The following is a 12,277-nucleotide window of genomic DNA, read 5'->3' on the forward strand; positions in this document are numbered from 1 at the left end:
GTTGCTAATAATCCTGTCGCCAAGGTCCGGAAAGTCTCTCAAGCCCCCTCACCCCCCGTTGCGTTTTCCGCCCACATCCCTATCTCTGGCGCACCCAGTCAGACGAAGGCCCTCATGACAGACCTCACCCCCCGCGAGATCGTTTCGGAACTCGACCGCTTTATCATCGGGCAGGCGGATGCCAAACGCGCGGTGGCCGTGGCGCTGCGCAATCGCTGGCGGCGCAAGCAGCTGCCCGACGATCTGCGTGAGGAGGTCTATCCCAAGAACATCCTGATGATCGGTCCCACCGGCGTCGGCAAGACCGAGATCTCTCGGCGTCTGGCCAAGCTGGCGCGCGCGCCTTTCATCAAGGTCGAGGCGACCAAGTTCACCGAGGTTGGTTATGTCGGACGCGACGTCGAACAGATCGTCCGCGATCTGGTCGATACCGCGATCCTTCAAACCCGCGAGCATATGCGCGAGGACGTCAAGGCTAAGGCCCACAAGGCCGCCGAAGAGCGCGTGATCGAGGCCATCGCAGGCGATCAGGCGCGGGACGGGACGCGCGAGATGTTCCGCAAGAAGCTCAAGGCGGGCGAGCTTGATGATACGATGATCGAGCTTGAGGTCGCTGATACCTCGAACCCGATGCAGGGGCTCGAGTTGCCCGGTCAACCCGGCCAGATGGGGATGATGAATATCGGCGACATCTTCGGCAAGGCGTTCCAACGGACGGTCAAGAAGCGCCTGACCGTCGCGGCGAGCTATGAGCTGCTGATCTCGGAAGAGGCGGACAAGCTGCTCGATGACGAGACGGTGAACCGCGCGGCGCTCGAGGCGGTGGAGCAGAACGGGATCGTCTTTCTCGACGAGATCGACAAGGTCGCCGTCCGATCCGAGACGCGGGGCGGTGATGTCAGCCGCGAAGGCGTGCAGCGGGATCTGCTGCCGCTGATCGAAGGCACGACCGTTTCGACCAAGCACGGGCCGGTCAAGACGGACCATATCCTCTTTATCGCGTCGGGGGCGTTCCACATCGCCAAGCCGTCGGACCTGCTGCCCGAGCTTCAGGGCCGCCTGCCGATCCGGGTCGAGCTGCGCGCGCTGACGGAAGCCGATTTCGTCCGCATCCTGACCGAGACGGACAATGCGCTGACCCGTCAATACACCGCCCTGATGGGCACCGAGGAGGTGACAGTCAACTTCACCGATGACGGGATCGCCGCCTTGGCCCGCATCGCCGCCGAGGTGAACGAAGCGGTCGAGAATATCGGCGCGCGTCGGCTTTATACCGTGCTCGAGCGGGTGTTCGAGGATCTGTCCTTCAGCGCACCCGACCGGTCCGGCGATGCGGTCGCGGTGGATGCCGATTTTGTCGAGGCGCATCTTGGCGAGCTGTCCCGCTCCACCGATCTAAGCCGCTACGTGCTCTGACCTTATCTCGACAGGTGAGGACGGGGCGGATAGTCAGGGATCGACTTTCCCCGTCCCGGATCTGACCCATGTTCCGCGTCCTGTCCTTGCTGTGTCTCATCGGCCTGATCGGCTGCGCGCCGCGGGCGACGCTGACCTCCTTTGCCGGGCCCACACCGGGGGCCGAGCGGCAGGTCTTTATCGGCACGACGCGACCACTGGTATCGGCGATACAGGCGGCAGAGGATCGCGCGGCGAGCCTCTCCTTCGCATCCGTGACCCTGTCGATCCCGCCCGAGCGGCGGTTGGGCGAGATCCCCGTCAACCCGCGCGAGCCCGATCCAATGCGGGACATCGTCGTCACCCAAAGCCAGCGGTTCGCTGAGGCGCCCGAATTCCGGGCCGGACTGTCGCAGGCTTTAGCCGCCTATCCGGAAGGACGGCGCGAGGCGGTCATCTACGTGCACGGCTTCAACAATACCTATGACGAGGGGGTGATCCGGATCGCGCAGCTGGCCCATGACCTGCAGATCGACGGGGTCGCGGTCCACTATGCCTGGCCCAGTCAGGGGTGGGTTCTGGGATATGGGCATGACCGGGAAAGCGCGCTGTTCGCCCGTGACGGGCTGCAAGCGCTGATAGAGGAGGTCCACGCGGCGGGAGCCGACCGGATCGTGCTGGTCGCGCATTCGATGGGCGCTTTGATCTCGGTCGAGGTGATGCGCCAGATGGACATCGCCCGTCCGGGCCGGTCGCGGCATATGCTGTCCGGGGTTCTTTTGATCTCGGCCGATATCGACCCGGATGTCTTTGTCTCGCAGCTTGCGCGGATCGACCCCGTGCCCGAGCCATTCGTGCTGTTCGTCTCGCAGCGGGACCGCGCGCTGCGGCTGTCGGCCCGGTTGAATGGATCGCCACGCCGGATCGGCAATCTGGGCGATATCGAACCGCTCGCCGATCTGCCGATCACGGTCGTTGACCTCTCCGCCGAGGCGGGGTCGACGGATCATTTCGCGGCAGGCAATTCGGCGGTTCTGCTTGGCCTTTTCTCGCGGATCCGGGACATTAACGATGCCTTCTCGGGCGACCGGGCGGGGCGGGCCGGGCTTTTTCCCGGAACGGTGCTGACCATCCGCAACGCGACCGAGATCGTGCTGTCTCCGGGGGGCGCGCTGTCCAACTGAGGACGTCCGGTTGATCTTGTGCAATTGATCCCGAACAAAGAGGCAGGACCTGCGTTGGACTGGTAACGGACCACGCATCACGCCTGTTGAAGGAGATCCAGAATGACCGAGGACAAACCCGCCGGGGCCGGGCGCGCGATTGAAGCGGCCGCCCGCCGCATGGCCGACCGGACCGCTCCGCCTGCCGCGACGCAGGACGCATCTGCGCCGAAGGCGAAGGCCAGCCCGCGTCCCGAAGCGTCCAAGCCGAAGATGCCCCCTGCTGGGGTAACGCTCAAACCTGCCGCTGCTTCAAACGCAGAGGTGGCGCCCGCGAAACCCAAGGCCAAGGGGAGTCCGCAAAAACCCAAGGCACCGGCGACGAAGACCAAAGCAAGTCAGAAGCCCGCACCGGCCAAATCAGCACCTGCTATCAAGCCAACCCCCGCTCTGACGCCAAAAGACATCGCAAGCGCGGCGGCCGCACCAAAGGCCAAAGCGAAAGCTCCCGCGCAAAAGCCTGCCGCTAAGACACCCGCAAAAGCCGTCGCGAAGGCGCCTGAAGCGGTGGCCAAGGCGATCAAGACGCAAGCTCCCGCACCGGCCTCGAAACGCGCGACGCCCGCCGCCGAGAAGATGATCGCCGCCACGACTAAGACCCAGAAGGCAGCCAACGCCGCCGCCAGCAAGACGCGGGCTTCCGCAAAACCGGGCAAGACGCCCAAGGGATAACGCCGCCTCTGTCCTTTCGTCCGGCGACAGGGCAGAGAGCGGGACATGGCCCGGCTCTCTTTTCTTGCGCGCAACGCCCCGTTCCTAGGGGCAGGCGCGCTTTTGACTTTCGGGTCGAGCTTTGGGCAGACCTTCTTCATCTCCATCTTTGCCGAAGAGATCCAGGACGGCTTCGGCCTGTCCCATGGCGGCTGGGGCTTGCTTTATACGGCGGCGACGACCCTTTCGGCCATCGCTGTCGTCTGGGCAGGCGGGCTGACCGACCGGTTCCGCGTTCGCGCCCTGGGCCTTTGGGTCATCCCGCTTCTGGCGGGCGCCTGCCTTCTGATGGCCGTGGCACCGGGCCTCTGGACGCTGGGCGCCGCGATTTTTCTGCTGCGCTTTGCCGGACAGGGTATGATGAGCCATATCGGGCGCGTCGCCATCGCCCGGTGGTTCATTGCCACTCGCGGAAAGGCTCTTTCGGTGGCGAACCTCGGCTTCTCCTTCGGCGAAGCGGTGCTCCCGATCCTCTTTGTCGCTCTTCTGGCCCGGTATGACTGGCGGCTCCTCTGGGCGGCCTGCGCGTTGGCGGTGCTGCTGCTTCTGCCGGTGCTCCTGCGCCTTTTGCGGCTGGAACGGGTGCCCCAACACGCCGCGGAGGAGGAGAGCAGCAGCGGGCTCGGGGCGCGCCACTGGACCCGCCCCGAGGTCCTGCGTCACCGTCTGTTCTGGCTGATTATCCCGGCGCTTCTAGGGCCTCCGGCCTTCGGGACAGCCTTCTTCTTCCAGCAGGTCCACTATGCCGAGATCAAGGGCTGGAGCCATCTCGACCTCGTCGCCCTCTTTCCGCTTTATACGGCGGTTGCGACCGGCTCGATGCTGGTGTCCGGCGTGCTGATCGACCGGATCGGGGCGCTCCGCCTCATGCCGATCATGCAGGTTCCCTTCATCGCGGCGTTTCTGCTTTTCGCGCTGGTCGAGACACCGGCCTCAGCGGCCTTTGCCATCGCGATTTTCGGGCTGTCGACCGGCGCGATGGCAACCGTTCCGGCTTCCTTCTGGGCCGAGGCCTATGGCACACGGCATCTTGGCGCGATCAAGGCGATGTCGGTGGCGATCATGGTCTTCGGGTCGGCCATCGGGCCGGGCCTGACCGGTGTGCTGATCGATGCGGGCCTCGGCCTAGAAACGCAGATGATCGGGATGTCGGTCTTCTTCGCGGTAGCGGGGATCCTGTCCGCCCTCGGCATCGCTGGGGCGCGCCGCTCTAGCGGGCCCTGACCCGCTGCAGATGCCGCTCGCGGTAGCGGCCCTTATCCGCCTCACTGGTGACATGCGCGCAGCGATGGCAGGCCACCCCCTCCTCGTAATCGGGGTGCTGCGTATCGCCGGTCTCGAGCGGTTTGCGGCACCCATAACATAGCAAATGCCCCGTCGGCTCGAGCCCGTGACCCACCGCGACCCGTTGGTCGAAGACGAAGCAGCCGCCGTGCCAGAGGCTCTCCTCCTCGGGGACCGTTTCGAGGTATTTGAGGATCCCGCCATCGAGATGGACGACATCCTCCACCCCCTGCCTGATCAGGTAGCTCGTGGATTTCTCGCAGCGAATGCCTCCCGTGCAGAACATCGCGACCCGCTTGCCGGCGAAGCGATCCGCATTCTCGGCCCACCAGTCCGGAAAGTCGCCGAAGGCCTCGGTCTGCGGATCGACCGCGCCGTCAAAGCTGCCGATGGCCACCTCATAGGCGTTGCGCGTATCGATCACGACTGTACCGGGATCGCGGATCACATCATTCCACTCCTCCGCCGCGACATGCCGCCCGACGCTGGCGCGCGGGTCGACATCGGGCTGTCCCATCGTCACGATCTCGCGCTTGAGCCGCACCTTCAGCCGCCCGAAGGGCATCGCTTCGGTCTGACTTTCCTTCCAGCTGAGCGGCGTGTCCCCGGCAATCCCGGCCAGGACCGTCTTTGCCGCATCGATAGCCTCGCGTGTCCCTGCAATCGTGCCGTTCAGTCCTTCGGGCGCGACCAGAAGCGTGCCGCGCAGCCCCAGCGGCTCGAACGCGGCGGCGACACGCGCCCGCACGGCGGCGGGGTCGGTAACAGGCAGAAAAGCATAAAGGGCGGCCACGATGATCATCGGCGCGTCTCCTAGCGCCAAACGCGGCCCGGCGCAAAGCCCGGTTGACAGATGAGCGCGCCGGACCCACACCTCCAGGGGGTCAAAGAGGATGCGGGATGACCGACGCGCTGATCGTCATCGATATTCAAAACGATTTCTGCCCCGGCGGCGCGCTTGCTGTTCCCGATGGAGATCAGGTCATCGGCCGTGTCAACGCCATGATGTCCGAGAGCGGATCGGTCATCCTGACGCAGGACTGGCACCCCGAGGAGCATCTGTCCTTCGCCTCCAATCATCCCGGCGCCGCGGCCTATGACATGACCGAAATGCCCTATGGCCCGCAGGTTCTCTGGCCCGATCACTGCATCATCGGCACACCGGGCGCTGAGTTTCATCCTGATCTCAGAACCGACCGTGCCGATCTGATCATCCGCAAGGGTTTCCAAGCGCAGATCGACAGCTATTCGGCCTTTCTGGAGAACGATCACAAGACGCCGACAGGTCTGCATGGATATCTGCAGACGCGCGGTCTGAAAAAGCTCACCATCGTCGGGCTCGCCTTTGATTTCTGCGTTCTCTATTCCGCGCTCGATGCCGTGACGCTTGGCTATGAGGTGACGGTGATCGAAGGGGCCTGCCGGTCGATCGATCTGGACGGATCGCGGGAAGCGGCGCTCACCGGATTGCGCAAATCCGGCGTGACGCTGGCCTGACCCGGTCGATGAGTGACGACCTTTCGCGCCGCCTTGCCGAACTGACCGCAGCACTGGACCGCCCGGCTCTGACCGAAGACGGTCAGCCGGATCTCGATCTTGCGCTTCAGATCGCGCAAGTCCGTGAGGATCTTGGGAACGATCACCCGGCGCTGGCAGCCCTCCTCACCCGGCTCGAAACACGTCTTGCGCAAGACAATGCCGCCCGCGATGTCCAGACGCAGATGGCCCAGCACGCTCGCGATCACTATGCGGATCGTCTGGTCGGGATGCGGCCAAGGCTTGCAAAGGCGGTCGAGGACCTCTTTGCCCGCAAATCACGCACCGAACGCTGGTACGCCCGCCGAGCCTTTGATCGGCTGATGCAGTCCCGGGACCCGCTCTTTCCCGAGGAATGCCCCGAGGCGGCCCGCAAGGGCGCGCTCGATCTTATCCGGCACGACCCGCCCGCCATCGATGTGGTGCTGCCCACGCGGAACCGGGCCAAGCCGCTCATGCGGGCGATCACCTCGGCGCTGCTGCAATCGCTGGCGCCCCGGAAGGTCCTTGTGATCGACGATGGCAGCACCGACGCCACGTCGGAGATGATTGCCGCCCGGTTCGCGCCCTACCTCGCCTCCGGCCAGCTCGAGGTCGTCAAGACCATACCCCAGGGCGCTGCTGCCGCGCGCAACGAGGGGCTGAGGCGGGCCGAGGGCGATCTTGTCGCCTATCTCGACAGCGATAACCTCTGGGCACCTGATTGCCTGCTCTATCTCTCCGCCGCCCTGGCCCGGCAGCCGGAGCGGGACAGCGCCTATGGTGCGATCTGCCGGCATAATCTCGACGATCACTGGAGCGATATTCTCTACTGCCCCTTCGACCGGTCCGCGCTGGAGCAGGAAAACTTCATCGATCTAAACGTGTTTGTGCATCGCAGGTCCAACCCAGCAACCGGGATCGGCTTCGATACCGGCCTGACGCGTTTGATCGACTGGGATTTTATCCTGACCGCGACACGGGATAGGGCACCAATCGCGGTTCCGGTGATTGGCGGGCATCACGTCGTCAGTACGGCGGCGCTCGGCAACATCACCCGGACTGAACCGCTGGAGCCGAATCTCGCGCAGATCCGGCGCAAATTGGACGGCTAACCCTTGGAGCCACCCGTCTTGGAGCGGGGCGGATGGCAGCTTTTGAGATGCTGGGTCAGTTCCGCCAGATCTTCCGCCTTCGCACGGACGCTGCGGCGTAATTCATCGGCCTGATCCCGCAAGGCGCGGTTCTCCTGACACAGATGCTCGACATCGTCCGTCTCCGGAATGTCATCCGTCATGACCGCTCCGTTCCTTGTGATCGAGAAGCTCCACCGCCGAGGCACCCACTTCGGGATGCTTCTGCACATATCGCAGCGTGTCGACCGATGGTCCCGGATTGCGCCCTTCGAAATGACCGCTGCTGGCGTAGTGCAGCGCGGGATCAAGCCCTGCCGCTGCAACATCCGGATAGGTTTTCAGATACCAGTCGGCGTCAAAGAACCGAGACATCCGCACCCGCGCGGCCTCGGCCTGGGCCTCCGCCGGACCGCGACGGATCAGGCTGCGCCATCCCCGCCGACGTTGCAGATGCTGGATCTGGTGTTCGCGCAAGGCAAGCCGCGCGACAGCAAGGCTGCCGCCATGCATCCCCTCGACCTCGTCGCCCTCGATCGCATGAAGGCGTTTGGCCAGCAGACCCAGCTCGCGGTCCCGGCGCTCGATCTCGCGCTCCTGCGCGCTCAGGCGCCGGCGAAGATCGTCTTCGCCCACATCGGTCATGTCGTTTTCCCCTGACATGCGCTTATCCTAGTTAATATCGTTCTGCGGCTCAAACAGTTTGGTGTCGCGGGCCTGTTTCGCTCAATTTATCAAAGCCTAAGGTCGCTCTGCGCAATATCGAAGGCCGCCTTCATGTCAAAGAAAACGCCGTCCGGGCGCATCCCCGCAGTCAAACGCTGCACACCAAGGCCGGTCAGGGCGTCATGGGCCACGGCCAGGATCACGGCGTCATAGTCCGCACCGTCCCCGGGAACCTCGGGCAGAAGCACGTGCCCGGTGATATCCGCCGCTTCCTGTTGCGAAACCGCCGGATCATGGATGTCACAGGACATACCGTAGCTCTCGAGCGAGGCGATCAGATCCACCACCTTAGTATTGCGCAGATCCGCGCAGTTTTCCTTGAAGGTCAGCCCCAAAACAAGAACCCGAGCACCGCCGATCCGCAGACCCTTGCGGATCATCGCCTTGACCAGCCGCGTCACCGCATGGCGCGCCATTCCGTCGTTAATCTCACGCGAGAGGCGGATGATGTCTGGGATATGCCCCGCTGCCATCGATTTATGGACAAGATAGTAGGGGTCCACCCCGATGCAGTGCCCGCCCACCAGACCCGGCGAGAGCCGATTGAAGTTCCACTTCGTCGCCGCTGCATCAAGCACTTCGGTCGTGTCGATCTCCAGATGCGAGAACAGCACCGACAGCTCGTTGATCAGCGCGATATTCACGTCCCTCTGGGTGTTCTCGATGATCTTAGCGGCTTCGGCGACCTTGATACTCGACGCCTTGTGCGTGCCCGCCTCGATCACGCTGGCATAGAGCGCATCGACAAAATCGGCGGCCTCGGGTGTGGACCCGGACGTGACCTTGACGATCTTGGTCAAAGGGCGGGTGCGATCGCCCGGATTGATCCGCTCGGGGCTGTATCCGGCAAAGAACCCCTTGTTCAGCCGCAGGCCCGACCGCGCTTCGACGAGCGGGATGCAATCATCCTCGGTCGCCCCGGGATAGACCGTGGATTCAAAGATCACGACATCCCCGTCCGAGATCAGACCGCCGACCATGTCCGACGCTTCCCTCAGGTGATGCAGATCCGGCTGACGATGAATGTCGATCGGGGTCGGGACCGCGATCACATAGACATTGCAGGATGCCAGATCGGCCGCATCGGCGGTGAAGGACAGCCGCTCTGCCGCGCGTAAGGCTTTGGGCTCGATCTCGCCTGTAGCGTCCGTTCCGTCTTCAAGCGCCCGAATGCGCTCCGGATCTACATCGTAGCCGACCGTGTCGTACCGGGCGCCGAAGGCCACGGCGAGCGGTAGCCCGACATAGCCAAGGCCAATCACCGCGATGCGGCATCGTTCAAGAGGGGGGAAAGGCAAAGCGGAAGGACTTTCGAAAGGAGAGGTCTTTCGACGGCTTATCGCAAGTCAGGCCGAAAGAGGAAAGCCGTTCCGCCAGCCTGACCGGTTCTCCACCGGGTTGAATGAAACTTTAGATGACTTGTTGGGAAAGCCCTTCGAAGCGCCACATTTCCGTACCGCCGTCTCCGCATCGCGCTCCAATATACTGCTGCGCCAACACAGCGATATGGGAGGCTCAGATGGCGCGTTTTTCTTTTGTCGGTACAATCGGAGGTCTTGGCCTCCAGACCCCTGCGGCGATCGCAACCCTGTTTGAACGGTCGGATGGCCAGCTTGGGGTGGAGGATTTCGGCGCAGGCCTGTCGACAACCGTCGATGTCAGCGCGCTGGGCTTGTCGGTCCAGACCGGTCTTCCGATCAGCCATGGCAACGATGTGACGGGGTTCACTCTGGACGGAGAGAACAAGAACGTTCTGACGACCGTTCTGGACGCTGCCGCTGGTCTTGCAGCAGGTGAGGGCGACACCTCGGAGATGTCATCGTTGCATGTGCAGCTCAACGGATCCCCGAGTTTCGTCAACGCGGCCGAGATGGTCGCCGCCAATGTCGGCGGAACCACATTCGTCTACATCGCAGGCTCCGCCGGTCAGGGCGTGTCGGTCTTTGAAAAGCAGGGCAACACGCTGATCTCCCGGGGGCACCAGGATGATGAAGGCGACGCCTATGCCAGCGGCATCACAGCAATGGCCACGGTCGAGACGGGAGCGGGGACGTTCCTCTATGTCGGCTCGGGAACCGAACATGGCCTGTCAGGCTACCGCATCGGCACCGATGGCCGCCTCACCCATGTGGAGGACCTCGGTGCCGGGAACCAGCTTCCCGTCGGAGCAATCACCGCCATCGAACCAATCAGCATCGCCGGGGATCACTTCCTGATCGCGGCGTCTTCGATCACCTCCAGCCTGACGGTCCTGCGGATCGAGGACAACGGAGAGATGACATCGGTCGATCACGTTATGGACACGCTTGAGACGCGGTTCGGAACGGTCACTGCCCTCGACGCGATCGAGGTGGATGGCCGCGTTTATGTCGTTGCCGGCGGCGGGGATGACGGACTGTCGCTTTTCACGATGCTGCCCGACGGGCACCTTGTCCATCTCGACACGATTGCCGACGACGCGCTTTCGTCGCTGAACAACGTCTCCGCGGTCGAGATCGTCGAAACCGCGGACGGTCTGCAGATCTTCGCCGCCTCCGCCGCCGAGGCCGGGGTTTCGCAGTTTTCCGTGGATCTGTCCGCGCAGGGACGCACCATTACCGGCGAGGCGGCACGAACGAGCAGCACCGCCTCCGACGATATCCTCCAGCTCGATGACGGTGGCGGCTTCGTGACCCTTCGCGGCGGCAACGACGTCGTGCTGGACGGTGCGGGCCTCGACACGATTCTCGGGCAAGGGGGGCGCGACACCTTCGTCTTTACCAAAGACGGCCAGGACGATGTGATCCGTGATTTCCGCCTGAACGAGGACCGGCTCGACCTGTCGATGATCGCACCCTTCTATACCATCGATCAGATCAATTTCCTGCCCCATGACGGCGGTGTCATCCTCGATTTCGGCGGCGAGCGCCTCGTGATCGAAACCGCGAATGGCCGGTCGCTCGAGCGGTCGGATTTCGCCCCTCACCATTTCGTGGGGCTCACCCGCTTTGACGTCGCACCCGAGGAAGAGCGGTCGCCGATGCCCGATCCGATCGCGCCTCCCCCCCCGCGAGAGGATCCCGTGACCACCCCCTACGAGGATCCGACCCCTGAACCGGAGGAGACCCCCGCCCCTCCGCCCAGCAGGGAGTTTGAAGGCGATGGAGCCGATAACCGGTTCGGCGGCACCAGCGCGAACGAATCCTTCAACGGACGCGGTGGCGACGATCTCTTCATCGGTGGCGGCGGCGCCGACCGCTTCGATGGCGGACGCGGTATCGATACGGTCAGCTATGCGGGCACGCGAGAAAGCGTGACCATCGACCTTAGCGACCCGTCCAATAACGGAGGCGCGGCGCGTAACGACAGCTTTACCTCGATCGAGCGGATCATCGGATCGGAGACTCGTGATTTTATCTACGGCACCCCGGAGGACGACGTTCTCGATGGCGGCGGCGGCAACGACTGGATCCAAGGCGGTCGCGGCGACGACCACATCATCGGCGGCGACGGCAACGACGAGATTATGGCCGAAGCAGGTGACGATCTGATCGAAGGCGGCCGAGGCGACGATACGCTCTCGGCCAGCGATGGGAACGACATCGTTTATGGCGGCGAGGGTCGGGATAATATGGGCGGCGGCGAAGGCAACGACCGGATCTACGGCGGCGACGGCAACGATACGATCGGCGCGGGTCCAGGCGACGACTGGCTCGACGCGGGCGACGGCAACGACATCACCTCCGGCGGCCCCGGTCAGGACACTGTGATCGGCGGGGCGGGCAACGATACGATGGCCGGCAGCTTTGGAACGGACCATATCGAAGGGGGCGACGGCGACGACATGCTGGGCGGCGGCTACGGCTTTGACGTCATGTATGGCGGCAACGGCAACGATTCGATCGGATCTGGCTATCATGCCGACACCGTCTACGGTGAGGCTGGCAACGACTTCCTCAGCGGCGAGGACGGCGACGACTATCTCGACGGCGGATCTGGGGATGATCGGATCAATTCCGGGAAAGGCAACGACACCCTTGTCGGCGGGACCGGCCGGGACACCTTCATCTTCCACCCGTGGGAAGGGCGTCAGGTCGACACGATCCGCGACTTCGAACCCGGGATCGATACGATCTCGATGATCGCGCCCGGCCGCTCGGTTTATGAAAAATATGGCGGCCTTACCATTCGCTCTGCCACGGTGGAAGGAACGTCCGGAACCGAGATTGTGAGCGGCGAGACGACGATCCGTTTGCGGGACATCAAGCCAAGCGAGATCGAGATCGACGACTTCAGCTTCTGACAACGCAG

11 protein-coding genes are annotated in these 12,277 nt (G+C 63.8%); 7 read left to right on the forward strand and 4 right to left on the reverse strand.

The window, feature by feature from the left end; genetic code table 11:
* The first annotated feature begins 114 nt into the window (after positions 1–114).
* The 4 genes from hslU (at position 115) to AAD018_RS15635 (ending at position 4,553) form a co-directional block, all read left to right on the forward strand.
* Positions 115–1,416, forward strand: coding sequence for an ATP-dependent protease ATPase subunit HslU (hslU, locus tag AAD018_RS15620; RefSeq protein WP_367315244.1), 1,302 nt, complete (start codon positions 115–117; stop codon positions 1,414–1,416).
* A gap of 68 nt (positions 1,417–1,484) precedes the next feature.
* Positions 1,485–2,579 (forward strand): alpha/beta hydrolase, encoded by a 1,095-nt coding sequence (locus AAD018_RS15625; protein WP_367315243.1) that lies wholly within the window; start codon positions 1,485–1,487, stop codon positions 2,577–2,579.
* Between the two features lie 102 nt (positions 2,580–2,681).
* A complete protein-coding gene (locus tag AAD018_RS15630; RefSeq protein WP_367315242.1) occupies positions 2,682–3,290 on the forward strand; it encodes a hypothetical protein in 609 nt (202 codons plus the stop codon).
* 45 nt (positions 3,291–3,335) lie between these two features.
* A complete protein-coding gene (locus AAD018_RS15635; RefSeq protein WP_367315241.1) occupies positions 3,336–4,553 on the forward strand; it encodes an MFS transporter in 1,218 nt (405 codons plus the stop codon).
* On the opposite strand, the gene trhO is transcribed toward AAD018_RS15635, so the two are convergent.
* Entirely contained in the window at positions 4,540–5,415 is an 876-nt protein-coding gene (gene trhO, locus AAD018_RS15640; protein ID WP_367315240.1) for an oxygen-dependent tRNA uridine(34) hydroxylase TrhO, read from the reverse strand. The two genes, AAD018_RS15635 and trhO, sit on opposite strands and share 14 nt — an antisense overlap.
* 98 nt (positions 5,416–5,513) lie before the next feature.
* Between trhO and pncA the strand changes: the two genes are divergently transcribed.
* Together pncA and AAD018_RS15650 are read left to right on the forward strand one after the other, a co-directional pair.
* Complete coding sequence (pncA, locus tag AAD018_RS15645) at positions 5,514–6,110, forward strand: bifunctional nicotinamidase/pyrazinamidase (protein WP_367315239.1); 597 nt, start codon at positions 5,514–5,516, stop codon at positions 6,108–6,110.
* A gap of 8 nt (positions 6,111–6,118) precedes the next feature.
* Complete coding sequence (locus AAD018_RS15650) at positions 6,119–7,243, forward strand: glycosyltransferase family A protein (protein ID WP_367315238.1); 1,125 nt, start codon at positions 6,119–6,121, stop codon at positions 7,241–7,243.
* Here AAD018_RS15650 and AAD018_RS15655 read toward each other — a convergent pair.
* The 3 genes from AAD018_RS15655 to AAD018_RS15665 all read right to left on the reverse strand — a co-directional run bounded on the left by AAD018_RS15655 (position 7,240) and on the right by AAD018_RS15665 (position 9,285).
* Positions 7,240–7,425 carry a hypothetical protein gene (locus AAD018_RS15655; RefSeq protein ID WP_367315237.1) on the reverse strand — a complete coding sequence of 62 codons (186 nt, stop codon included), beginning with the start codon at positions 7,423–7,425 and terminating at the stop codon, positions 7,240–7,242. The genes AAD018_RS15650 and AAD018_RS15655 overlap by 4 nt on opposite strands.
* Positions 7,415–7,924: a hypothetical protein gene (locus tag AAD018_RS15660; RefSeq protein ID WP_367315235.1), complete on the reverse strand. Its 510-nt coding sequence runs from the start codon at positions 7,922–7,924 to the stop codon at positions 7,415–7,417. Before AAD018_RS15660 ends, AAD018_RS15655 begins: the two co-directional genes overlap by 11 nt.
* Before the next feature lie 71 nt (positions 7,925–7,995).
* On the reverse strand, positions 7,996–9,285 hold the full coding sequence (locus AAD018_RS15665) for a nucleotide sugar dehydrogenase (RefSeq protein ID WP_367315234.1): 1,290 nt from the start codon (positions 9,283–9,285) through the stop codon (positions 7,996–7,998).
* A 221-nt stretch (positions 9,286–9,506) separates the two neighbouring features.
* On the opposite strand from AAD018_RS15665, the gene AAD018_RS15670 reads away from it, so the two are divergent.
* Positions 9,507–12,269, forward strand: coding sequence for a hypothetical protein (locus AAD018_RS15670; protein ID WP_412005293.1), 2,763 nt, complete (start codon positions 9,507–9,509; stop codon positions 12,267–12,269).
* Positions 12,270–12,277 lie beyond the last annotated feature (8 nt).

Source organism: Aestuariibius insulae (genome assembly GCF_040783535.2).
Lineage (GTDB): Bacteria > Pseudomonadota > Alphaproteobacteria > Rhodobacterales > Rhodobacteraceae > Aestuariibius > Aestuariibius insulae.

What these genes read in the sequence shown, in the direction of transcription:
- hslU (WP_367315244.1), top strand. Translation starts at nt 115, where the DNA reads ATGACAGACCTCACCCCCCGCGAGATCGTTTCGGAACTCGACCGCTTT.
- AAD018_RS15625 (WP_367315243.1), top strand. Translation starts at nt 1,485, where the DNA reads ATGTTCCGCGTCCTGTCCTTGCTGTGTCTCATCGGCCTGATCGGCTGC.
- AAD018_RS15630 (WP_367315242.1), top strand. Translation starts at nt 2,682, where the DNA reads ATGACCGAGGACAAACCCGCCGGGGCCGGGCGCGCGATTGAAGCGGCC.
- AAD018_RS15635 (WP_367315241.1), top strand. Translation starts at nt 3,336, where the DNA reads ATGGCCCGGCTCTCTTTTCTTGCGCGCAACGCCCCGTTCCTAGGGGCA.
- trhO (WP_367315240.1), bottom strand. Translation starts at nt 5,415, where the DNA reads ATGATCATCGTGGCCGCCCTTTATGCTTTTCTGCCTGTTACCGACCCC.
- pncA (WP_367315239.1), top strand. Translation starts at nt 5,514, where the DNA reads ATGACCGACGCGCTGATCGTCATCGATATTCAAAACGATTTCTGCCCC.
- AAD018_RS15650 (WP_367315238.1), top strand. Translation starts at nt 6,119, where the DNA reads ATGAGTGACGACCTTTCGCGCCGCCTTGCCGAACTGACCGCAGCACTG.
- AAD018_RS15655 (WP_367315237.1), bottom strand. Translation starts at nt 7,425, where the DNA reads ATGACGGATGACATTCCGGAGACGGACGATGTCGAGCATCTGTGTCAG.
- AAD018_RS15660 (WP_367315235.1), bottom strand. Translation starts at nt 7,924, where the DNA reads ATGTCAGGGGAAAACGACATGACCGATGTGGGCGAAGACGATCTTCGC.
- AAD018_RS15670 (WP_412005293.1), top strand. Translation starts at nt 9,507, where the DNA reads ATGGCGCGTTTTTCTTTTGTCGGTACAATCGGAGGTCTTGGCCTCCAG.